This is a genomic window from Caballeronia sp. LZ065 (assembly GCF_031450975.1).
Lineage (GTDB): Bacteria > Pseudomonadota > Gammaproteobacteria > Burkholderiales > Burkholderiaceae > Caballeronia.
The window spans coordinates 1,042,054-1,062,322 of sequence record NZ_JARUXV010000004.1; the positions used below are offsets into that span (position 1 = coordinate 1,042,054).

Below are 20,269 nucleotides of genomic sequence, written 5' to 3' on the forward strand. Positions count from 1 at the left end.
CGTCGGCAGCGACACGGATGCGCTGAACGTGGCCGTCGAACTGATGGCGCGCGGGGTGCGCATTGTCGCGGTGATTGAGCAAGCGGAGGCGATTCTCGGCGATGCGGCGCTCGCGTCGCAACTCGAAGCGGGCGGCGCGCGCCTGCTCGTGCGTCATGCGGTGCGGCACGCGCACGGCGACGCTTATGGCGTGACCTCCGTTGAAGCGGCATCGCTGGACACAGACACATCGACCTCCTTCGATTGCGACACGGTCCTGCTTGGCATCGCCGCTTTGCCCGCGATCGAACTGCCCGAAGCAGCCGGCTGCGCAACGGCGTTCGACGCCGCGCGCAGCGGTCATGTCGTATGCGTCGATGCGATGCAGCGCACGTCGCTGCCGTTCATTCATGCAGCCGGCGATTGCGCCGGTGTATGGGCCAGCAAGAGCCGCGATGAAGACATCGCGCGGGAAGAAGGCCGCCGCGCGGCGCGGGCAGCGCTCGATGCGTTGGGCGCGACATCGGACAGTACCGCCGCAACGACGCCGATAGAACCCGACACGCCCGCCTACGACATCGCGCAGGCCCGCGTGGCATGGGTCCGGGCGAGCGTCGTGGGCGCGGCGGGCGAGCCGTTCGTGTGCCAGTGCGAGGAAGTGACCGCGCGCGAAATTCTCGATGTGCGTCCGCCGCGCTATCTCGACTGGCATCCCGCCGATGCCGCGCACGACACGCGCGGCGTCGCCGGGCTGGCGCGGAGCGGCCCGCCGAATCCCGATGCGGTCAAGCGCCTGACACGTGCCTGCATGGGTCCGTGTCAGGGCCGCCGCTGCCGCGAACAGGTGGCGGCGCTCCTGGCCATCGGCTCGGGCTGCGCGCTGCCGCAGATTCCGCTCGCCACCTTCCGAGCGCCAGTGCGTCCGCTCGCGCTGCGCCAGCTGGCGGAGGTCGCCGAAGCCTCATCGACCGCCGCGCATTGGGACAGCTGGTTCGGCATGGCCTCGCAATGGGTGCCGTTCTGGCGCGTCGAGCCGCTCTATCGTGCGGGCACGCGCCAGGTCGGCGAAGCGGTGGCAAGCGAATAGCGTTCGATGCCATGGCTTCCCACAGCAACTCTCAATCGCAATCGAGGCACGCAGGCATGAACACATCGGCAGCAGGCACAAGCACGGACGGCGGCACGGTCAAGGGCGCATCGGTCGTCATCGTCGGCGGCGGCGTGACGGGATTGTCGGCGGGATGGTGGCTCGCGCGCGAGGGCATCGACGTGCTGGTGCTCGAAGCAGGCATGCTGGGCTGGGGCGCGTCGGGGCGCAATGGCGGCGGCTGTTCGCATCATCACAGCCCGCTTTTCATGGAAGAGCAGCGCCTCTGGCCGATGATGGACGAACTGCTCGGCTATCCGACCGAGTTCTGCCGGGAACGCATCCGCATCGCGCTCGACGAACAGCAGTTCATCCTCTACCGGCGCGCGCTGGAGAACGGCGAGCATCACGGACTGCGCTCCGACGTGCTCGACGCCAAGCAGGTGCGCGAACTCGTGCCGCTCGCGGGCGACAACGTGCATGCCGGTTACTTCTATCACTTCGGCGGTCATGCGAATCCGCATCGCACGTTGCAGGCTTATGCGTGGGCGATGGAGGATCACGGCGGACGCATCCTGCAACATACGCCGGTGACGGGTTTCGTCTCGCAAGGCGGACGCGTTTCCGCGGTCAAAACGCCCGCAGGCGAATTTGCCTGCGACCATCTGGTGATCGCGGCCGGACCGCATACCGGTGTGCTGGCGGCGCAGCTCGGCATCGACGTGCCGCTGGCGGCCGCGCGCGCGGAGATGATCGTCACCGAGCCGCTGCCGCTCATGCCGCTGGGCGGCATCGACGGCAACGGACTGTATGGACGCCAGACGCTGCGCGGCAATCTCGCGTATGGCGGCGGTCCGCACGAATGGCTCGCGCTCGACGACGTCCCCAAGGTCCGCCCGCATTCGACGCCGCTCCAGTGCAGCATCGCGGCCCGGCTTGCGGCGCTGCTGCCGAAGGCCGCGCATGCGAAGGTCATCCGCAGCTGGGCGGGCTATATCGAGAACACGCCGGATGGACGGCCCGTGATCGATCGACCGGCAGCGCAGGGCAACGTGACGGTCGCGACCTTGTCGAGCGTGGGCTTTGGGTTGTCGCCGGCGAGCGGGCACGCGATCCGCGATCTCGTCGTGGACGGGCATTGCGGGTTCGCCGATTTGTCGTCGTTGTCGCTCGCGCGCTTCGCCGAGCTGGAGCCTGAGTGGCGCGAATTGCAGGGCTGGCTGCCCTTGCCGTTGCGCGCCACGGCGCCGGTGCTCGAAGCGGCGTAGAGGCTCAAGACCGCGGCTGCGCCGCGCGCAACTCCGTCGGACTGATGCCATACGCCCGGCGCACCCAGCGCGCCAGATGTGACGGCGACGCAAAGCCCGTCGCCACCGCCACATCGGCTACGGGCACGCTCGAATATGTCAGCATGTCGTGCGCGCGCTCCAGCCGCAATTGCACGTAATAGCGCGCGGGGGTGGCGTTCAGATGCCGCAGGAAGAGCCGCTCCATCTGCCGCGACGTCATGGCGATCGCCGAGCCGATATCGTTGATCTGCACCGGCGTCTCCACGTTCGCACGCATCATCTCGATCGCCCGGCGAATGCCGCGCGGCAGGCTCGCGTGATTCTGGTCGCGCCAGCCGCGCTGGTTGTCGGCGGTGTCGCGCATGCGTTCATGGTGGAACTGGTTGGCGACGCGCACCGCCAGATCGCTGCCATGCTGCGTCTTGATGAGCTGCAGCATCATGTCCATCGCCGCGATGCCACCCGAGCACGTCATGCGGTCGCGGTCGATGTCGAACAGCCGGCTGCTGCACAGCAGATCGGGAAAGGCCTCCGTGAAGGCCGGCAGGTTCTCCCAATGAATGGTGCAGTGATAGCCGTCGAGCAGGCCCGCGAGCGCGAGCAGCCAGGTTGCCGTGGACAGCGAGCCGATCACCGCGCCCGTGCGCGCCGCCCGCTTCAGCGCCGCGACGAAGGCCGGTTCCTGCGCGGGCGCGAGACGCAGGCCGCCGCAGATGAACACGTAGTCGGCCTCCTTGACCACGTCGTCGAACCGGCGCGTTGCCAGCGTAATGCCGTTCGATGACTCGACCGGCTCGCCATCGAGGCTCGCGAGCGTCCAGCCATACAACGTTTCTCCAGCAAGGCGATTGGCCGAGCGCAGCGGCTCGATGGCGGACGAAAGGCTCATCATCGAGAGGCCTTCGGCCAGCAGGAACACGAACCGGCGCGGCGGCACGGCGGCGGATGAAGAAGAGTGAGTGACCAAGGCGCGCGACGTGGGGTTGACGATGCATGCCTTCGCTGAGCAGCAAGCGCACCCGCGAAGACGCCGTGTTCGAAGCTTGTGCCCGCTATTATGGCGCGCAGGAGGAAGCCATGCGAAATACATTCGTCGGGGTGGACCTGCGTGCCTTGCAGGCATTCGTCGCCGTGTGCGAGACGCGCTCGATGACCGAAGCCGCCCGCGTGCTGGGCGTCACGCAGAGCGCAGTGAGCCAGCTGATCGCCGCGCTGGAGCGTGAACAGGGCGTCGCGCTGTTCGACCGCGAGTTCCGGCCCGTGCGGCCCAACGCAGCGGGACGCATTCTGTTCGAGCAGGCGGGCGGGTTGCTCGAACATGCGCAGGCGGTCTCGCACAACGTGCGGACGGCGACGAGCGAAGGCGTGTCGAGCCTGCGCATCGGCTGCGTGGATTCGTTCGCCGCCAGTGTCGGGCCGTTCATCGTGCAGCGCCTGTCGGAGCGCATGAAGACGCTTTCGATGTGGTCCGGTCTCACGCCGATCCTGAGCGAACAACTCGCCAACCGCGAACTCGATCTCGCCATCTGCACCGAAGCGACACTCGATCCACGGCGCGTCGAATTGCGTCCGCTGTTTTCGGAGAGCTTTGTCGCCGTCGCGCCGAAGGCGTTCTGCGCGGAACGCACGCCGCGCGACTTTCATGACGTCGTGCGTGAACTGCCGCTGCTGCGCTACACCGGGCGCTCGTTGATCGGGCAACAGGTGGAGCGGCTGGTCAAGCACATGAACTTCCATGCGCCGAACCGCTACGAGTTCGATGACACCGATCCGCTGCTCAGCCTCGTCGCGTCCGGCTTCGGTTGCGCGATTACTTCGCCGCTGTGCCTGTGGCAATCGCGTGCGCATCTGCCGGACGTGACGGTCGTGCCGCTGCCTCTCACGCGCATCGGGCATCGTGACTTTTACATCCTCACGCGGCGTTCCGAATGGTCCGCGATGGCCGAAGCCGTGTCGCGCGAGTCCATCGCCGTGACGCGCGACGTGATCGCGCCCAGACTGCATGCGGCCCTGCCCGGCATGCCCGCGCATCTTTTCAATGCCCATGCGGCAGAAGCCGAAGCAGCGTGCAATGCAGCATCGAATTAGCCCAACTGCTTCAAAACATAAGAGTTGCTGATTCGGCAAACCGCTTTATGGCGAGCACGCGTTCGCCCCTACCATCGATGGCGGACCAGACCACGCCGGGCACGCCGCCGGTTCAAACCTTTCATTCGGACGGACATAACGATGACCAGCAATCGCCGTACATTTCTGAAGCAGGCTTCCTGGATCGGCGCCGCCGCGGCCACGGCGGGCATCTCGGCGGGCTTCGCACCGCTGGCGCGCGCGGCGGCCGTCCCCGTCAACTACGGCGGCTCGGCGTGGCTCGGGCATTACGCGGCCTATGTCGCGATGAAGACCGACATCTTCACGAAGCTCGGCATCGACTGTCGCTGGCAGTCTTTCTCGACCTCCTCCGCGCGCATGGGCGCGGTGATGTCCGGCAACCTCGATATCGCGGGCACGGGCGTCGTCTCGGCGCTCGCGCTGATGGCCAACGGCGCGAAGCAGTTCCAGCTCATCACCACGCCCAACAACTTCGGCAAGTCCGAAGGCCTGCTGGTGCATGCGAATGTGAAGTCGCTCGCGGACCTCAAGGGCAAGAAGATCGGCGTCACGTATGCGTCGAGTTCGCATGTGTTGCTGCTCGACGTGCTGCGCCAGGCCAACATGGACCCGAGCAAGGACGTCAGCATCATCAACTTGCCGGCCACCGAACTGCTCACCGCCTATCGCGGCAACCAGATCGACGCCGCCGCTGCGTGGACGCCGACCTTCGACCGCATCCGCGCCCTGCCCGACACAAAGCTGCTGCTCGACGACTCGTCGTTCTCGCTCTACAAGCAGTTCCAGCTGACGCCGGGACCGGACGTGCTGCTGGTCCGCACGGCGTTCGCGAGCGCGCATCCCGAGGTGCCCAAGGCTTTCCTGCAAGGCATCGCGCAAGCCAACGACCTGATGACGCAACAGCCCGAGAAAGTCGCGCCGATCCTGATGACGCTCACCAGCCTGTCCCAGGACGAGCAGATGGCCGTCCTCAAGCAGACCCAGTGGTATTCACACGCGCAGCAAAAGGCGCTCTTCGTGGGCAACGGCGGCAAGCCGGGGCCGTTCGTGGACGGCGTGCAGAAGCTCTCGGACATGCTCGTCGATTTGAAACAGATCGATCAGTCGCCGAAGGTGGCGGACTGGATCAACGCCACTTATCTCTGAGCGCGCGCGGATGGCCTCCAATCGTAGATGGCGTGACGGCGGCGGTCTCTTCGTCGTCAGCGCATGCTCGTTGATCGGCTTCCTGCTGCTATGGGAACTCATCTGCCGCGCGGGACTGGTCGACGCCGTGTTCCTGCCTGCGCCGTCGCAAGTGCTGGCGCGCGGTATTCGCATGTGGAACCAGCATGCGCTGCTCGATCACGTGCTCGCTTCGACGCGCCGCGTGATGGTGGGCTTCCTTGCGGCCGCGCTGGTGTCGATCCCGCTTGGCATCATGCTCGGCACGTCGCGCGTGGCGCGCGCCGTGTTCGATCCGCTGCTGTCGTTCCTGCGCCCGCTGCCCTCGATGAGCTGGATCCCGCTGTCGCTGCTGTGGTTCGGCATCACCGAAACGCAGAAGTACAGCATCGTGTTCATGGGCTCGTTCGCGCCCGCGCTGCTCTATGTGATCGACGCGACGCGCAGTATCGATCCGATCTTCATCCGCGCGGCGCGCAATCTCGGCGCGAACCGCTGGCAGGTCATGGTCGAAGTGATCCTGCCGGGCTGCATTCCGCAGATCCTGTCCGGCATGAAGGTGATTCTCGGCCTCTCATGGACCTGCGTGATTTCCGCTGAACTCGTCGCCGCGCAACAAGGCCTCGGCTTCATGATCATGAACGGACGCGAGTTCTTCCAGACCGACACGGTCGTGCTCGGCATGGTGCTCATCAGCATCACGGTGCTGATTACCGATGCCGTGTTTCGCCTCATCGAACGCGGGGTGCTGTCATGGCAACGATGAATGCGCCGATGATCCGCCTCGAAGGCGTCGCGAAAAGCTATGGCGCGCTGCAGGTGCTGAAGGAAGTCAACCTCGATATCGCCCGGGGCGAATTCGTCGTGCTGCTGGGCGCATCGGGTTGCGGCAAGTCGACGATGCTCAACGTGATCTCCGGCTTCGAGCAGCCGACGCAAGGACGCGTGCTCGTCAACGACAAGGTCGTGAAGGACATCGAGCCGGCCTGCGGCATGGTGTTCCAGCAATACGCGCTGTTCCCGTGGAAGACGGTCAGCGAGAACGTGGCGTTCGGTCTCAAGATGCGCGGCGTGAGCAAGGCGGAGCGGCGCGAAGCCGCGCGCCGTCATATCGAGGCGGTCGGCCTGAAGGGCTTCGAGGACAGTTATCCCGGCAGGCTCTCGGGCGGCATGAAGCAGCGCGTGTCGATTGCGCGCGTGCTCGCCAACGACCCCGACGTGATGCTGCTCGACGAACCCTTCGCCGCACTCGACGCGATGACCCGCCAGGTGCTTCAGGAACAGCTGCTTTCGCTGTATGAGAAGAGCGGCAAGACCATCGTCTTCATTACGCATTCGATCGACGAAGCGCTGATGCTCTCCACGCGCATGATCGTGATGGGCGCGAAGCCGGGGCGCATCGTGCAGGACATCCACAACGACCTGCCGATGCCACGCTCCGCCGAAGTGCAGCTCTCGCCCGCGTATCTCGAGATGAAGAAGTCGATCTGGGAAACCGTGCAGGCCGAAGTCATGAAGGGGCTGGAAGGCACCGTCTGACACCGTGGCGTGCCCGCGCTTCTGCTTAGCATCGTTGTTCCTTATGCACGCCGCGCGGCAGAGGCGGCGCGGCACACTGCATCCATCATCCGCATCACAAAGGAAGCGCAACCGTGAATACTTATGACGTGGTGGTGATCGGCGCCGGCGTAGTCGGCACGTCGGTCGCGTTCCACCTGCAAAAGCTCGGCGCGAAGAACGTGCTCGTGCTGGACCGCGCGACCATCGGCGCGGGCACGACCTCGCAATCGTCGGGCATTCTGCGCACACATTATTCGGTGAAGGAAAACGTCCAGCTCGCGCGCAAGTCGTGGGCCGTGTTCAACGACTTCGCAGCGTATCTCGGCGATGACGAAGCGTCGTGCGGCCTCGTGAAGAGCGGCTACATGATCGTCGCGGCCGAGGGCGACAAGGTCGAGCCCCTGCGCGCCTCGCTCGAACAGCAGCAGCAACAAGGCATTCCGCTCGAATTGCTGAGCGCGCAGCAGGCGCACGAACTGATGCCGATCGCCCGTTTCGACGATGCCGCGCTGATCGGCTTCGAACCCGAAGCCGGTTTCGCCGATGCCTACCTGACCGCGACGAGTTTCGCGCGCGCCGCACGGCGCGGCGGCGTGACGATTCGCGAGAACGTCACGGTGAACCGTCTGTTGATCGAAAACGGCAAGGTGCGCGGCGTCTCGACCAGTGCGGGCGATTTTGCCGCGCCGATGGTCGTCAGCACGCAGAACATCTGGACGCCGGAACTCGCCGGCTGGACCGGCCAGGCCTTGCCGGTCTCGCCCGAACGTCACGCGGTGCTCGCGCTGGAATGCGAAGGCGCGGCTTACACGTATCAGATGCCGGTGTTCAAGGACCTCGCGTCGCCGGGCATGCTCTATTACCGCAGCTACGGCGGCAATCAGATGCTGGTGAGCGAGGGCACCGCCGGCGAAAAGCTCGACCACGCCGACACCGAACAAGGCGACATTTCGATGGACTATGTCGTCGAAGTGGGCGCGCAGGTCGCCGAGCGCTTTCCGGCCTATGAGGCGGCGGGCATTGCCTCGTCGTGGACCGGCGTGTACGACGTCACGCCCGACTGGAATCCCGTGCTTGGCGGCTTGCCCGGCATCGAAGGGCTGGTGATCGGCTACGGCTTCTCCGGTCACGGTTTCAAGCTCTCGCCGACCGTCGGCCTGGTGCTCGCGCAAGCCGCGCTCGGCCTGCCGACCGAGGTTTCGCTCGCGCCGTATTCCATCGAACGTTTTGCGACTGGCGCCTTGCTGACCGGCAAGTACGGCGTCGGCGCGGTTTCCTGAAGGAAGGTCCAGGCATGAAAGTCATGGCAGCAGTGAAGCGTGTCGTCGATTACAACGTGAACGTCCGCGTGAAGGCGGACCACAGCGGCGTGGAGACGAGCAACGTGAAGATGTCGATGAACCCGTTCGACGAGATCGCCGTGGAGGCCGCCGTGCGGCTGAAGGAAGCCGGTCACGCCAGCGAAGTAATCGCGGTGACCTGCGGCCCGGCGCAGAGTGCGGACACGCTGCGCACGGCGCTGGCCATCGGTGCGGATCGCGGCGTGCACATCCACACGGATGTCGAATTGCAGCCGCTGGCCGTCGCGAAGCTGCTGAAGGCCGCGGTCGAGCGGGAACAGGCGCAGCTGGTGATTCTCGGCAAGCAGGCCATCGACGACGATGCGGGCCAGACCGGCCAGTTGCTCGCCGCGCTGCTCGACTGGCCGCAGGCCACGTTTGCCAGCCACATCGAGATCGGCACGGACACGGCCACGGTCACGCGTGAAGTGGACGGCGGGCTTGAAGTGATCGAACTCACGTTGCCGGCCATCGTCACCACGGATCTGCGTCTGAACGAGCCGCGCTACGTCACGCTGCCCAACATCATGAAGGCCAAGAAAAAGCCGGTCGATACGCTGAGCCCGGCGGATCTCGGCGTCGATCCTTCACCGCGCCTGAAGACGCTCACCGTGAAGGAACCGCCCGCGCGTCAGGCGGGCGTGCGCGTGACCGACGTGGCCGCGCTCATCGACAAACTCCGCAACGAAGCGAAGGTAATCTGAATGACCACTCTCATCATTGCCGAACACGAAGGCGCGCGCATCAAGGCCGCGACGCTCAACGCGGTGAGCGCCGCGCAGCAGTTGCAGAACGGCGTACATGTGCTGGTCGCGGGTCACGATGCACGCTGCGCGGCGGAAGCGGCGAGCGCCATTGAAGGCGTGGAGCGCGTGATCCTGATCGACGCGCCGCAACTCGCCGACGGCCTCGCCGAACCGCTCGCCGCGCAGGTGCTGATGCTGGCGCCGTCGTACACGCATCTGTTCTTCGCGGCGACGGCGACGGGCAAGAATGTCGCGCCGCGTGTGGCCGCGAAGCTCGATGCCTCGCAGATCTCGGATGTCATCGCCATTCATGACGCCGATACCTTCGATCGCCCGATCTACGCCGGCAATGCGATCGCCACCGTGCAGTGCGGCGATGCAATCAAGGTCGCGACGATCCGCACCACCGCGTTCGATGCAGCCGCCGCGTCAGGCGGCACCGCGCAAATCGACACGCGCGAAGCGGTGAGCGTGACCGGACGCGCCCGTTTCGTGCGCCGCGAGATCGCCGTGAGCGAGCGGCCCGAACTGACCTCGGCGCGCATCGTCGTGTCGGGCGGGCGCGGACTCGGCAGCGCGGATAACTTCGCCATCCTCGACCCGCTCGCGCACAAGCTCGGCGCAGCCGTGGGCGCGTCGCGCGCGGCCGTGGATTCGGGCTTCGCGCCCAACGACTGGCAAGTCGGGCAGACGGGCAAGATCGTCGCGCCGCAGTTGTATGTCGCGGTCGGCATCTCGGGCGCCATCCAGCATCTGGCCGGCATGAAGGACTCGAAAGTCATCGTCGCGGTCAACAAGGATGGCGAGGCGCCTATTTTCAGCATCGCGGACTATGGACTCGTCGGCGACTTGTTCGAGGCCGTTCCGCAACTCACGCAAGCGTTATGACCCGCGCGCGCCCTCACGCGCCCGTCAGATAGCCGCCGTCCACGGGCAAGGTGACGCCCGTGACGAACGCGGCGGCCGGCGACGCGAGAAACGTCGCCGCGCCCACCAGATCGTCCGCCTCACCCCAGCGTTTGAGCGCGCTGCGCGCCGCGATCTTGTCCGCCTTCGCCGGGTCCTGCCACAACGGCTTCGTCATGTCCGTGCGATGGTAGCCCGGCGCCACCGCATTGACGCGCACGCCCGCCGGTCCGAACGCATGCGCCAGCGCGCGCGTCAGCCCGACGATGCCCGACTTGCTCGCGCAATACGCGGGCACGTCGGCGTCGGCCATGAAACTCAGCATCGACGCAATGTTGATGATCGCGCCGCGCCGGGCTTCGAGCCGGTCGCGCGCCGCCATCGAAAGACGCATCGCAGCGCTCAGGTTCACGTCGAGCACTTCCTGGAAGACGGTGTCCGTGTACTCGTCTGCGGGACGCGCGACGCCCGCGGCATTCACCAGCACATCGAGTTCATCCAGTTGCGCGACGAAGTCCACGATGTCGCCGGGACTACGCACGTCGAGCTTCTCGAAACGGATACCTTCCAGCGTGCGGTCCGCGCGCAGGGCCGCGAGCTTCGTATCGGAACTGCCCGTGGCAATCACCCGCGCCGAGAGCGCCGCAAAGCCGCTTGCAATCGCGAGGCCGATACCGCTCGTCGCGCCCGAGACGAGCACCGTACTGCCTTCAAAAAGTCCTGCGCGAAATGCCTGTTCCATGTGATCGTCCTCGTTCAAAGGGTGGTGGCAGGTTCAGCGTGATCCATCAACGCGGCGTAACGGTCCATCGCGTCGAGCGCGGCGACGACCATGCCGGGATGCACCGGATACGGCTCGTTATGAATGATTTCACCCTCGCGGCACGCACGCTCCGCGACGCGCAGCAAGGCCGCGCGGTCCGCCCCGTCAACGTGGATGTCGGCGAGACGCGTCGGCAAGCCCACCGCCTTGCAGAACGCGAATACGCGGCGGCGTTCGCTGTCCGCGCACGGCCACAGGAACAGCGAAGCCAGCGTGCCGATCGCCACCTTCTCGCCATGCAGGACGCCATGCGCGCTGTCGAGTTGCGCCAGTCCGTGATGGATCGCATGCGCCGCCGCGACGCCGCCCGATTCGAAGCCGAGTCCTGACAGCAGCACCGTGGCTTCCAGCGTCGCGTCGAACGCGGGCGTCACCGTCTTGCGCCTGCAATCGGCGACAGCATCGACGGCATGCGCGAACAGCGTGTCGCGGCACAGCCGCGCGGCCTCGAAGGCGAGCGCGGTGCCCACGCCGCCGCATAGATTGCGCGCGCCGGAGCGCCGGCAGGCATCGGCTTCGTAGAAGGTCGCGAGGGCGTCGCCGATCCCCGCGATGAAAAAGCGCACCGGCGCCACGACGATCAAGGCAGTATCGAGCAGCACGAGATCGGGATTGCGCCGCACGAAGCGGTCGCGCACCACGCGCCCCGCTTCGTCGTAGATGACGGCGAGCGCGGAACACGGCGCATCCGACGCGGCGATGGTCGGCACGCAGACGAACGGCAGCCGCAGATCGTCCGCCGCCGCGCGGCCGATATCCACGACCTTGCCGCCGCCAAACGACACGACAATATCCGCGCCGCATTGCCTGACCCACGCGGCAGCATCGGCGATGGCGCGTTCGGTGCAGGCGGCGTCCTGCTTGCGCATCTGCACGCGCACGCCGTTGGTCTTCGCCAGCGCGGGTTCGAGCAACGCGGCAACGCTGCTGTCGACGAGACACGCCGCCTGCGTGCCGAGCCGCGCGAGTTCCGCGCCGAGTTGCTCGAGCGCGCCCGCGCCCTGCACGTAGCGCGACGGAAAGATACTGGTTCTAGGCATGATCGTCCGTCTGTCCGGAGAGGGAGAAATCAGTGAGTCCAAGCGCCCGCGCCAGTTCGTGCGGCGTGAAGACGATCTGCGCTGGCGGCGGAAACAGCGCGGCGCCGGCTTCGTCAGGCGGCCAGCCGAGCACGCGCATGTTCGCGGCGATGGCCGCGCGCGCGCCGGTCGGACTGTCTTCGACGACGATCACCTCGGCGGGCAGCGCGCGCATCAGCCACGCGGCGCGCTCGTAGGGCTCGGGGCTGGGCTTGCCCATGCGCACGTCGTTGGCGCTCACGGTCACGAGTTGCGGCGCTTCGAGGCCGAGCGCGCGCAGGTTGGCTTCAAGCAGCATGCGCGACGCATTCGACACGATGCCCTGCGCGATGCCTGCCCGTTGCGCCGCGCGATACACCTCCAGCGCACCCGGACGCGGCACGAGATGCGGCGCGCCGTCGAGATAGGCGCGGGCGCGAAACGCCGACCACGCGGCAAACGGCGTGGACAAACCGAAACGCTCGCGGCACAGCGCATGCACTTCGCGCCCGGTCTTGCCGAAAATGAGCGGATGCATTTCGTCGCCCGCTTCGATGCCATGTTCCGCCAGCACCGCGATCAACGTGCGCAGATGCAGCGCCTCGCTTTCGGCGAGGGTGCCGTCCATGTCCCAGAGAATGGCTTTGATCATTGTGCGTGCTCTTGAGAGTCGAGGGCCAGCCGGTCGAGGTCGTCGTAGAACTGCTGCGCGTTCAGGTACAGGCGCTCAAAGATCGGCATCATGCGGTCGTAGGTGTCGCTCGCGCGCTCGTCGGGCAGCACTTCCTGCTCGAAGCTCACGAACGCGTCGACGGCGTCGGCGAGACGCGCGAATTGTCCGTGCGCGGTGGCGGCGAGAATCGCGCAGCCCGTCACGCCGCATTCCACCTGCGTGGGCACCAGGATCGGCGTGCGATACATGCTCGCCTTGATCTTCAGCCACAGCGATGCCTTCGCGCCGCCGCTCGCCGCCACGAGCCGATCCATCTTGGCGCCGTCCGGTTGCAGCAGCGCAATATGCCGCCGCACGCCAAACGCGACGCCTTCCAGCACCGCGCGATGCAGATGCGCCAGTCCATGCTTCGCCGTGATGCCGAAGAACTGCGCGCGCGAATTGGTGTGCTCGCCGAGACGCTCGCCAGTCAGGTACGGCAGGAAGAACAGCCCTTCGGCGCCCACCGGCGCGCTCGCCGCCTTCTGCGCGACACTTTCGTAGGACAGCGCGTTTTCGTGGAAGGCGCGGCGCGCCCAGCGCATCGCATCGCCGCCGGAATCGAGCAGCATGAAGCGGCCCCACGAACCATCGCAGGTCACGAGGTTCGATACTTCGGGATGCAGCATCGGCGTATCGGCGATCACAGTAATGATCGACGACGTGCCCGTGATGTCCGACGCCTGGCCCCCGCCATACACGCCCGAGCCCAGCACCGACACTGGATAATCCGCGCCGCCGACCAGCACCGGCGTGCCTTCGCGCAGGCCCGTCGCGGCGGCGGCTTCCTTCGTCACGGCGCCGAGCAGGTCGAGCGGCGCGCGGATCGGCGCGAGCTTCGCGGCATCGAGTCCGAGCAGGTCGAGCATGTCGCGCGACCACGTGCGCGTGACCGGGTCCATCAGGAAGCTCGTCGATGCATCGCTCCAGTCGCAGGCGCGCTCGCCGGTCAGGCGGAAGTTCACATAGTCCTTCGGCATGAACACCGTGGCCGCGCGTTCGTAGGCCTCCGGATCGTGCTCCTTGATCCATTGCAGCTTGAATGCGGGCCACGCGGGCGTCGCGGGATTCGCGGTCTTTTGCAAGTACGATGCCGCATCGTGCTGCGCGCGGAACTGCGCGACCTGACCGAAAGTGCGCTTGTCGTTCCAGAGCGGCGCGGTGTCGCGCGTGAGCTGCCCGTCGGCGTCGATCAGCACCGTGCCGTGCATCTGCCCGCACGCGCACACCGCCACCACGTTTGAAGCCGCGCCGGGCACGCTGTCAAGCGCCTGTCGGATGGAACGCGCCGCGCCCGCCCACCAGTCGGCGGGACGTTGCTCCGACCAGCCGTAACGCGGCACGATCTGCTCGTGCTCATGCGCCGCGATGTGCCGCACCACGCCGCGCGAATCGACGAGCGCGGCGCGCACGCTGCCCGTGCCCACGTCGATCGCGAGATAGAAGGTCTCCATGTCATTTACCCATTCTTGCGCGCCGAAGGTCCGATACGCCACGCGCAACCGGTCTGCGCGCGGTGTATCGACAGTGCGCCGTGTTCACGTTCAATGTCGATGCGTAGGTCGATCGCTTCGGGCGCGAGCGTATTGAAGTCGAACAAGCCGTGATGATGTGCGATCAGCGCGGGAATGTGCGCGGCGCGCGCGAGTTCCACGGCTTCGTCGAGCGTGAAGTTGCCCGGCACGCCGTTGCCACTGCGCGCGGCGTCGCGGCCATTCACCGGCAACAGCGCAACATCGGGCGCGGCCTGCCGCACGCGCTCGTGCAACTGCGGATACGGCACGCAGTCGCCCGAATGATAGAGACGCACGCCATGCAACTCGATCACATAGCCAAGCCACGGATGACGCCCCGCTTCGTCCGTGTCGAGCGTTTCATGCGCGGACGCGATCGGCGACACCGTGCAGCCGTCGAAGAGCGGCACGCGCTGTCCCGCATCGACCGGGATCAGTCGCTCGCGGCCCGCGCCGGTGCGCCTGAGCGCTTCATCGAGCGACGCTTCCGGCACGACGAAGCGCAGCGACGGAAAACGTTCCGCCAGCGGTTGCAGCGTGCCCGGGTCCATGTGGTCCGTATGCCGGTGCGTGCACAACACGGCATCGAGGCGGTCGAAATCATGCGGCGCGATGGGCGCGGGCATCATGCGCTCATGCGGAAAGCGTGTGCCGCGATACTTCTGCGCGAGCGAGTCCGACAGATACGGATCGATCAGCAGCCGCGCTTCCAGCGTCTCGATGACGAAGCCCGCCTGGCCCAGCCAGTACAGCACGACCTCGCCTACACCCGGCGCATGACGGGCATCGGTCAGACGCGCGGCGAGCGGCGTATCGAAGGGTTCGGCGTGCATCACCAGCACACGTAGCCGCCGTCCGCGAGCACGATGGCGCCCGTCATCAGACTCGCCGCATCGCTGGCGAGGAACAGCGCCACGGAGGCCACTTCGTCCACGCGTCCGAGACGATTCATCGGCGTGCCGCCCACCCAGTGGCGATACATCTCCTCGTTCTCTTTCTTGTACACGTACTGGTTCATTTCGGTGTCGATATAGGTCGGCGCGACCGCGTTCACGCGCACGCCGCGCGCGCCCCATTCGGCAGCCAGCGAGCGCGTCAGGTGATGCACGCCCGCCTTCGACGCGTTGTAGTTCGCTTGTTCCTGCGGCCGGTTGACAATGAAACCCGACATCGAGCCAACGTTTACGATGCTGCCGCCGCCGCGCTCCAGCATGCCCTTGCCGAACGCGCGGCAAGCACGGAACACGCCATTCAGGTTCACGTCGATCACGCGGTCCCACACTTCGTCGCTCATGGTTTCGGCGGGATGGTTCGAGATCGCGATGCCCGCGTTGTTGACGAGCACGTCCACGCGTCCGTGCCGCGCGACCACGGCGTCGTTGACGCGTTGCGCGGCGGCGGGATCGGTGACGTCGAACAACTCGCCTTCCGCCTGCGCGCCCGACGACGTCAGTTTCGCGAGCGCTTCGTCGAGCGCTTTCGCGTCGAAGTCCGTCAGCACGACGCGCGCGCCCGCTTCGGCAAGCGCTTCCACAATCGCGAAGCCGATGCCGCGCGCCGCGCCCGTCACGACCGCGATCTTGCCGTCGAGCCGGAATTTGTCCATATACATGTTCAGCGTCCCCTTGGTGACGAGTGCCGTTACGAGCTTGCGCGCGGCGCGGGCTTGCCTGCGTCGGCGGCGATGCGGCAGATTTCATCGAACGCCGGACCGCTTGACGCGATCTCCCGATGAAACACTTCCGCGATCACGCGTGTCCAGCCATAAATGAAGTAAGTCCAGCCGTCTTCCACCTGCAAGCGCCGCTCGCGCTCCTGCGCGCGCGCCTGATCGAGAAACACCAGGTCGCCGCGATAGTTCAGATCCCACGCGATAGCGCGTTCAGGAAACACAGCCGCATCCGTCAGCGGCGAACCGGGCGCGTCCTTGCCCAGCCCGGTCGCATTGATCACGAGCGCGCCGGGAGACAGCCGCGCGAGCACTGCGTCATTGTCCTCGGGGCGCGGCGCGGTCACGTACTCGCACGGCACGCCGAGATCCAGTTCGCGATGGATGCGTTCGATTTCCTCCAGCCGCCCCGCCGAACGGTTCGACACGATCACCTTCGACGGCCGGTCCGCGCCGCGACTGCGCTGCATCAGATGCCAGGTCAACGCGATGGTCGAACCGCCCGCGCCCATCGAGAAGACTTCCGCGCCCGTGGCCGCGAAATGCCCCTCGGGCAGGAAGCCGTCGAGCGCGAAGCCCGACGTGATCGGATCCTTCGCGTGGCAGACGAACTTGCCGTCGCGCTTCGAAAGACAGCTCGTCTCGCCCATGATGCGCGCGTAGTCGTCGATCTCATCGAACAGGTCGCGGCAGGCCGCATACAGGTCGATCTTGTGCGTCGTAACCAGCGCGCCGACTGACAACGGATCGTCGCGCAGGAAACGCACCGCCTCCCGGTAGGCTTCCGGGCTCGAATGCGGCTTGAAGTCGATGCCCTTGATCTCGACATCGCCCAAACCCAGATGTTTGGCCCATGCCGGAAACACCCGCATGATCGAACTCTGCGCCGTCGTCACGCCGATGAAATAGAAGGTCGGCCGGCGTGCTGCTTCGTATGTCGTCGTTGCAACCTGACTCATCGCGGGGCTCCTTCGCTCGCGCGCTCGATCAACTGGTCGATGTCCGCGCCGCTGCGCGCCACATATGCCGGATTCGGTTCGGTGCGATAGCCGCCCGCGCCGTCATCGACGACGCGCAGCTTCATGCCGTTCGACTTCTCGATGATCGCGTAGTCCTGGCCCGAATCGGCGGGATAACAGAACAGCATCACGAAATCTTCGCCGCCGAGATTCACCGAGCGATGGATCCAGCGCGGCGGCACATAGCACACCGTGTTCGCGCGTATCTCGATGATGCGCGTGTCGCCGTCCGGCGACTCCATCAGCATCAGCCCCGAGCCCTTCAGGCCGAAGTACAGCTCCGGCCGGTCGATGTTCGCGTGGATATGACCGCGCGTCATGAAGTACTCGTTGCCCACCTTGCCCGGGCTCATGCGGGTCACGCCGGTAATGAGATCGCCGGGCGCCGCGCTCGGGCGATGGTCGGTCACGTCGTACACCACATCGTCACCGCGTTGGGCCGCGAGCGCGGCGAAGGCGGCGGCGTCGGCATAGAGGCCGTCGAGATCGCGCAGGTGCTTCCGGTAACGCGTGTCCGTGCCGTTCATGAGACCGGTCTTCAGATCGACGTCGAATGCTCGGGGTTCAGGCCAGCTCATGAGGCGCTCTCCAGGATCAATGTCCCGCCGATTCTAACGTTACTTTTAGTAAAGTTAAAAGATAAGTTTTTGCGTTTTATGACCGGGTTTTCCCCAGCAAATTGCTGCTTCACAGCAATCAAACGCTAGTGATACGATCTGTCAACGTTCACATAACTAACGATATTCGTTGGCGCTAGGGCAAGCATGTCCGCCTCGCCGGGAGACATCCATGCACGATTCAGATTTGCCTGCGGTAGTGGCCGCGCTGCATGAGGCGCTCGGCGCCGGCATCGTGACGCTGCCCGCTGATTTCGCCGGCCGCAAGCACGCCGACTGGAGCCGCACGCCGAGCGCCGATCCCATCGCGTTGATCCGGCCGCGCACGACCGAGCAGGCGGCCACGGCGCTGCGCATCTGCCATGCGCACCGGCAAGCGGTGGTCACGCAAGGCGGCCTGACGGGCCTCGCGGGCGGCGCGTGCATGCTGGGCGGTGAGGTCGCGCTGAGTCTGGAGCGCATGACCGGCATCGAGGAGATCGATGCCGTGGGTGCTGCGATGACGGTGCTGGCCGGCACGCCGCTGCAAACCGTGCAGGAAGCAGCCGATGCCGCCGGCTTCATGTTCCCGCTCGATCTCGGCGCGCGCGGCAGCGCCACCATCGGCGGCAATCTCGCGACCAATGCGGGCGGGAATCGCGTCATCAAGTACGGAATGATGCGCGAGCAGGTGCTCGACCTCGAAGCGGTGCTGGCGGACGGCACCGTGGTCGGCGGCCTGCGCAAGATGATCAAGAACAACACCGGCTATGACCTGCGCAATCTGTTGATCGGCAGCGAAGGCACGCTCGCGGTCATCACGCGCGCGGTGCTGCGGCTGCGTCCGAAGCCGCGCGCCGTTTCGACCGCGTTCTGCGGCGTGAGCAGTTACGACGCGGTGACCGCGCTGTTGCACGCCGCGCAGGCGCATTTGCCCGCGGGCGTCTCCGCATTCGAAGTGATGTGGCCGGGCTATTACGACTTCGTGCTCAGCCGTCTGCCGGAATTGCGTGCGCCGCTCGAAGAACGGCACGCGTATTACGTGCTGCTGGAGAGCAGCGGCGCGGACCCGGCGCGCCAGGCGGAAGCCTTCGAGGACTTCCTCGGCGAGATGCTCGAAAACAGCGTGATCGCGGACGCGGCGCTGGCCGCGAGCGAAGCGGACGCCGCCGCGTTCTGGGCGATCCGCGACGCGCCCGGCGAATATCCGCGCCTGATTCCAGGCCGCGTGTCCTTCGACGTGAGCTTTTCGATCGCCGATGTCGGCGCAGCGGCGCGCCGTGCCGAAGCGAAACTGCGCGAGCAATGGCCGCGCGCGACGATCCTCATCTACGGCCATCTCGGCGACGGCAATCTGCATATCGTCGTGCAGGAACCCGACTGGCCCGCCGATACCGCGCCGCGCGTGCAGGCGGTCGTGTATGGCGTCACGGCGGAGTTCGGGGGTTCGGTGTCGGCGGAGCATGGCATCGGGCTCAAGAAGCTCGGCGTGATCGCGCTGTCGCGTACGCCCGCCGAACTCGCCGCCATGCGCGCGGTGAAACACGCATTGGACCCGCTGAATCTGCTGAATCCCGGAAAGCTGCTTCCGGCCTGACCCGCTTCATTCGACGACGCAGCAGTCGATCACTCGCATCACACCCGCGCGCTCGCGCTCATAAAGGAGGAGACATGTCCCGAGTCATGAAGAAAGCAGCCGGCGCCATCGCACTTGCGGTTGCGGCCCTTGCGCTGTCGTCGTCCGCGTTCGCCGCCGACAAGATCAAGGTCGGCATCTCGATGAAAGTGCTCAACGCGCCCTACTTCGCCGCCGCGATGGAATCCGCCAAGGCACGCGCCACCGAACTGGGTCAGGACGTCATCGTCGCCGACGCGCAGGGCAAGATGCAGAAGCAGATTGCCGACGTGGAAGATCTCGTGACGCGCGGCATCAAGGTGCTCATCATCGATCCCGCCGATCCGAAGGGCCTCGTCAACGCGGTGAACGCCGCAACGGCTGCCGGCGTGAAAGTTGTCGTGATCGACAGCACGCTCGATCCGAAGGCCAACTATCTGACGCTGGTGCAATCGTCGAACCGCGAGAACGGTTCGCTGGTCGGCCAGTGGGTCGTCAACACGATGGGCGACAAGCCGCTCAAGATCGCGCTCATTTCCGGCGAAAAGGGCAATCCGGTGGGCAAGGAACGTCGCGACGGCGTCCTTGAAGGCATCATCGAAGCGCAGCTCGCGAAGACCGGCAAGGTCAACGTGCAGGTGGTCGGGCAAGGCTGGGGCAACTGGTCCGACGAAGGCGGCCTGAAGGCGATGGAAGACCTGCTGGTCGCCAACAAGGACATCAACATGGTGCTCGGCGAGAACGACAGCATGGTTCTCGGCGCGCGCCGCGCGATTGAAAGCGCGAACCGCCAGGGCATCACGCTGGTGGCGGCGGCGGACGGCCAGAAGGAAGCGCTCGCGCTCATCAAGCAGGGCAAGTACGGCGCCACGGCGCTCAACGACCCGGCGCTGGTCGCGCGCACGGCCGTGGATATCGGCGTGAAGGCGGCGCAAGGACAGGCCGTGAGCGTGCCGAAGATCTCCTATACGCCTTCGGCCGTCATCAGCAAGGACAACGTCGACAAGTTCTACAACCCGAAGGCGATCTTCTAAAGCCGGACCGACCGCACGCTACACGCGCCGTCATGCGCGCGCAGCGTGC

20 protein-coding genes are annotated in these 20,269 nt (G+C 66.1%); 11 read left to right on the forward strand and 9 right to left on the reverse strand.

Annotated features, from left to right (window positions below; translation table 11 throughout):
- Both QCE63_RS31325 and QCE63_RS31330 read left to right on the forward strand, forming a co-directional pair.
- A partial coding sequence (locus tag QCE63_RS31325; protein ID WP_309838484.1) for an FAD-dependent oxidoreductase occupies positions 1–1,066 on the forward strand: 1,066 nt, incomplete at its 5' end.
- 56 nt (positions 1,067–1,122) lie between these two features.
- The gene (locus QCE63_RS31330; RefSeq protein WP_309838487.1) at positions 1,123–2,334 is read left to right on the forward strand and encodes an FAD-binding oxidoreductase; all 1,212 of its coding nucleotides are present in this window, start codon (positions 1,123–1,125) and stop codon (positions 2,332–2,334) included.
- Between the two features lie 4 nt (positions 2,335–2,338).
- On the opposite strand, the gene QCE63_RS31335 is transcribed toward QCE63_RS31330, so the two are convergent.
- The gene (locus QCE63_RS31335) at positions 2,339–3,322 is read right to left on the reverse strand and encodes a GlxA family transcriptional regulator (RefSeq protein ID WP_309838489.1); all 984 of its coding nucleotides are present in this window, start codon (positions 3,320–3,322) and stop codon (positions 2,339–2,341) included.
- Between the two features lie 110 nt (positions 3,323–3,432).
- Here QCE63_RS31335 and QCE63_RS31340 point away from each other — a divergent pair, with 110 nt between their 5' ends.
- From QCE63_RS31340 to QCE63_RS31370, 7 genes are all read left to right on the forward strand, one after another.
- Entirely contained in the window at positions 3,433–4,443 is a 1,011-nt protein-coding gene (locus QCE63_RS31340; RefSeq protein WP_309838490.1) for a LysR family transcriptional regulator, read from the forward strand.
- A gap of 141 nt (positions 4,444–4,584) precedes the next feature.
- On the forward strand, positions 4,585–5,610 hold the full coding sequence (locus tag QCE63_RS31345; RefSeq protein WP_309838491.1) for an ABC transporter substrate-binding protein: 1,026 nt from the start codon (positions 4,585–4,587) through the stop codon (positions 5,608–5,610).
- A 10-nt stretch (positions 5,611–5,620) separates the two neighbouring features.
- On the forward strand, positions 5,621–6,394 hold the full coding sequence (locus tag QCE63_RS31350) for an ABC transporter permease (RefSeq protein ID WP_309838492.1): 774 nt from the start codon (positions 5,621–5,623) through the stop codon (positions 6,392–6,394).
- Positions 6,382–7,167, forward strand: a complete 786-nt coding sequence (locus tag QCE63_RS31355; RefSeq protein WP_309838494.1) for an ABC transporter ATP-binding protein — start codon at positions 6,382–6,384, stop codon at positions 7,165–7,167. Before QCE63_RS31350 ends, QCE63_RS31355 begins: the two co-directional genes overlap by 13 nt.
- A gap of 113 nt (positions 7,168–7,280) precedes the next feature.
- Complete coding sequence (locus tag QCE63_RS31360) at positions 7,281–8,468, forward strand: FAD-binding oxidoreductase (RefSeq protein ID WP_309838495.1); 1,188 nt, start codon at positions 7,281–7,283, stop codon at positions 8,466–8,468.
- A gap of 14 nt (positions 8,469–8,482) precedes the next feature.
- Complete coding sequence (locus QCE63_RS31365) at positions 8,483–9,232, forward strand: electron transfer flavoprotein subunit beta/FixA family protein (RefSeq protein ID WP_309838496.1); 750 nt, start codon at positions 8,483–8,485, stop codon at positions 9,230–9,232.
- Entirely contained in the window at positions 9,233–10,162 is a 930-nt protein-coding gene (locus tag QCE63_RS31370; RefSeq protein WP_309838498.1) for an FAD-binding protein, read from the forward strand. It abuts the gene before it with no gap.
- A gap of 13 nt (positions 10,163–10,175) precedes the next feature.
- Here the strand turns inward: QCE63_RS31370 and QCE63_RS31375 are convergent, their stop codons facing one another.
- From QCE63_RS31375 to QCE63_RS31410, 8 genes are read right to left on the reverse strand one after another with little or no spacing between them, the layout of a single operon-like run.
- The gene (locus QCE63_RS31375) at positions 10,176–10,922 is read right to left on the reverse strand and encodes an SDR family oxidoreductase (protein WP_309838500.1); all 747 of its coding nucleotides are present in this window, start codon (positions 10,920–10,922) and stop codon (positions 10,176–10,178) included.
- Positions 10,923–10,936: 14 nt separating this feature from the next.
- A complete protein-coding gene (locus tag QCE63_RS31380) occupies positions 10,937–12,043 on the reverse strand; it encodes a glycerol dehydrogenase (protein WP_309838501.1) in 1,107 nt (368 codons plus the stop codon).
- Positions 12,036–12,713: an HAD family phosphatase gene (locus tag QCE63_RS31385; RefSeq protein WP_309838503.1), complete on the reverse strand. Its 678-nt coding sequence runs from the start codon at positions 12,711–12,713 to the stop codon at positions 12,036–12,038. Before QCE63_RS31385 ends, QCE63_RS31380 begins: the two co-directional genes overlap by 8 nt.
- On the reverse strand, positions 12,710–14,227 hold the full coding sequence (locus QCE63_RS31390; protein ID WP_309838505.1) for an FGGY family carbohydrate kinase: 1,518 nt from the start codon (positions 14,225–14,227) through the stop codon (positions 12,710–12,712). The genes QCE63_RS31385 and QCE63_RS31390 overlap by 4 nt, the downstream gene beginning before the upstream one ends.
- A gap of 5 nt (positions 14,228–14,232) precedes the next feature.
- Positions 14,233–15,120, reverse strand: a complete 888-nt coding sequence (locus QCE63_RS31395; RefSeq protein ID WP_309838507.1) for an MBL fold metallo-hydrolase — start codon at positions 15,118–15,120, stop codon at positions 14,233–14,235.
- A complete protein-coding gene (locus tag QCE63_RS31400) occupies positions 15,120–15,899 on the reverse strand; it encodes an SDR family NAD(P)-dependent oxidoreductase (protein WP_309838508.1) in 780 nt (259 codons plus the stop codon). Before QCE63_RS31400 ends, QCE63_RS31395 begins: the two co-directional genes overlap by 1 nt.
- Before the next feature lie 29 nt (positions 15,900–15,928).
- Positions 15,929–16,915, reverse strand: a complete 987-nt coding sequence (locus tag QCE63_RS31405) for a shikimate dehydrogenase (protein WP_309838510.1) — start codon at positions 16,913–16,915, stop codon at positions 15,929–15,931.
- Entirely contained in the window at positions 16,912–17,553 is a 642-nt protein-coding gene (locus QCE63_RS31410) for a glucose-6-phosphate isomerase (protein ID WP_309838512.1), read from the reverse strand. Before QCE63_RS31410 ends, QCE63_RS31405 begins: the two co-directional genes overlap by 4 nt.
- A 211-nt stretch (positions 17,554–17,764) precedes the next feature.
- Between QCE63_RS31410 and QCE63_RS31415 the strand changes: the two genes are divergently transcribed.
- On the forward strand, positions 17,765–19,168 hold the full coding sequence (locus tag QCE63_RS31415) for an FAD-binding oxidoreductase (protein WP_309838514.1): 1,404 nt from the start codon (positions 17,765–17,767) through the stop codon (positions 19,166–19,168).
- Positions 19,169–19,242: 74 nt separating this feature from the next.
- Positions 19,243–20,220, forward strand: a complete 978-nt coding sequence (locus tag QCE63_RS31420) for a substrate-binding domain-containing protein (protein ID WP_309838516.1) — start codon at positions 19,243–19,245, stop codon at positions 20,218–20,220.
- The last annotated feature ends 49 nt before the right edge of the window (positions 20,221–20,269 follow it).

Excerpts from the sequence above, each read along its gene's own strand:
- QCE63_RS31330 (WP_309838487.1), top strand. The coding sequence starts at position 1,123 with ATGAACACATCGGCAGCAGGCACAAGCACGGACGGCGGCACGGTCAAG.
- QCE63_RS31380 (WP_309838501.1), bottom strand. The coding sequence starts at position 12,043 with ATGCCTAGAACCAGTATCTTTCCGTCGCGCTACGTGCAGGGCGCGGGC.
- QCE63_RS31370 (WP_309838498.1), top strand. The coding sequence starts at position 9,233 with ATGACCACTCTCATCATTGCCGAACACGAAGGCGCGCGCATCAAGGCC.
- QCE63_RS31355 (WP_309838494.1), top strand. The coding sequence starts at position 6,382 with ATGGCAACGATGAATGCGCCGATGATCCGCCTCGAAGGCGTCGCGAAA.
- QCE63_RS31385 (WP_309838503.1), bottom strand. The coding sequence starts at position 12,713 with ATGATCAAAGCCATTCTCTGGGACATGGACGGCACCCTCGCCGAAAGC.
- QCE63_RS31345 (WP_309838491.1), top strand. The coding sequence starts at position 4,585 with ATGACCAGCAATCGCCGTACATTTCTGAAGCAGGCTTCCTGGATCGGC.
- QCE63_RS31410 (WP_309838512.1), bottom strand. The coding sequence starts at position 17,553 with ATGAGCTGGCCTGAACCCCGAGCATTCGACGTCGATCTGAAGACCGGT.
- QCE63_RS31350 (WP_309838492.1), top strand. The coding sequence starts at position 5,621 with ATGGCCTCCAATCGTAGATGGCGTGACGGCGGCGGTCTCTTCGTCGTC.
- QCE63_RS31405 (WP_309838510.1), bottom strand. The coding sequence starts at position 16,915 with ATGAGTCAGGTTGCAACGACGACATACGAAGCAGCACGCCGGCCGACC.
- QCE63_RS31395 (WP_309838507.1), bottom strand. The coding sequence starts at position 15,120 with ATGCACGCCGAACCCTTCGATACGCCGCTCGCCGCGCGTCTGACCGAT.
- QCE63_RS31390 (WP_309838505.1), bottom strand. The coding sequence starts at position 14,227 with ATGGAGACCTTCTATCTCGCGATCGACGTGGGCACGGGCAGCGTGCGC.
- QCE63_RS31415 (WP_309838514.1), top strand. The coding sequence starts at position 17,765 with ATGCACGATTCAGATTTGCCTGCGGTAGTGGCCGCGCTGCATGAGGCG.
- QCE63_RS31400 (WP_309838508.1), bottom strand. The coding sequence starts at position 15,899 with ATGTATATGGACAAATTCCGGCTCGACGGCAAGATCGCGGTCGTGACG.
- QCE63_RS31365 (WP_309838496.1), top strand. The coding sequence starts at position 8,483 with ATGAAAGTCATGGCAGCAGTGAAGCGTGTCGTCGATTACAACGTGAAC.
- QCE63_RS31340 (WP_309838490.1), top strand. The coding sequence starts at position 3,433 with ATGCGAAATACATTCGTCGGGGTGGACCTGCGTGCCTTGCAGGCATTC.
- QCE63_RS31375 (WP_309838500.1), bottom strand. The coding sequence starts at position 10,922 with ATGGAACAGGCATTTCGCGCAGGACTTTTTGAAGGCAGTACGGTGCTC.
- QCE63_RS31420 (WP_309838516.1), top strand. The coding sequence starts at position 19,243 with ATGTCCCGAGTCATGAAGAAAGCAGCCGGCGCCATCGCACTTGCGGTT.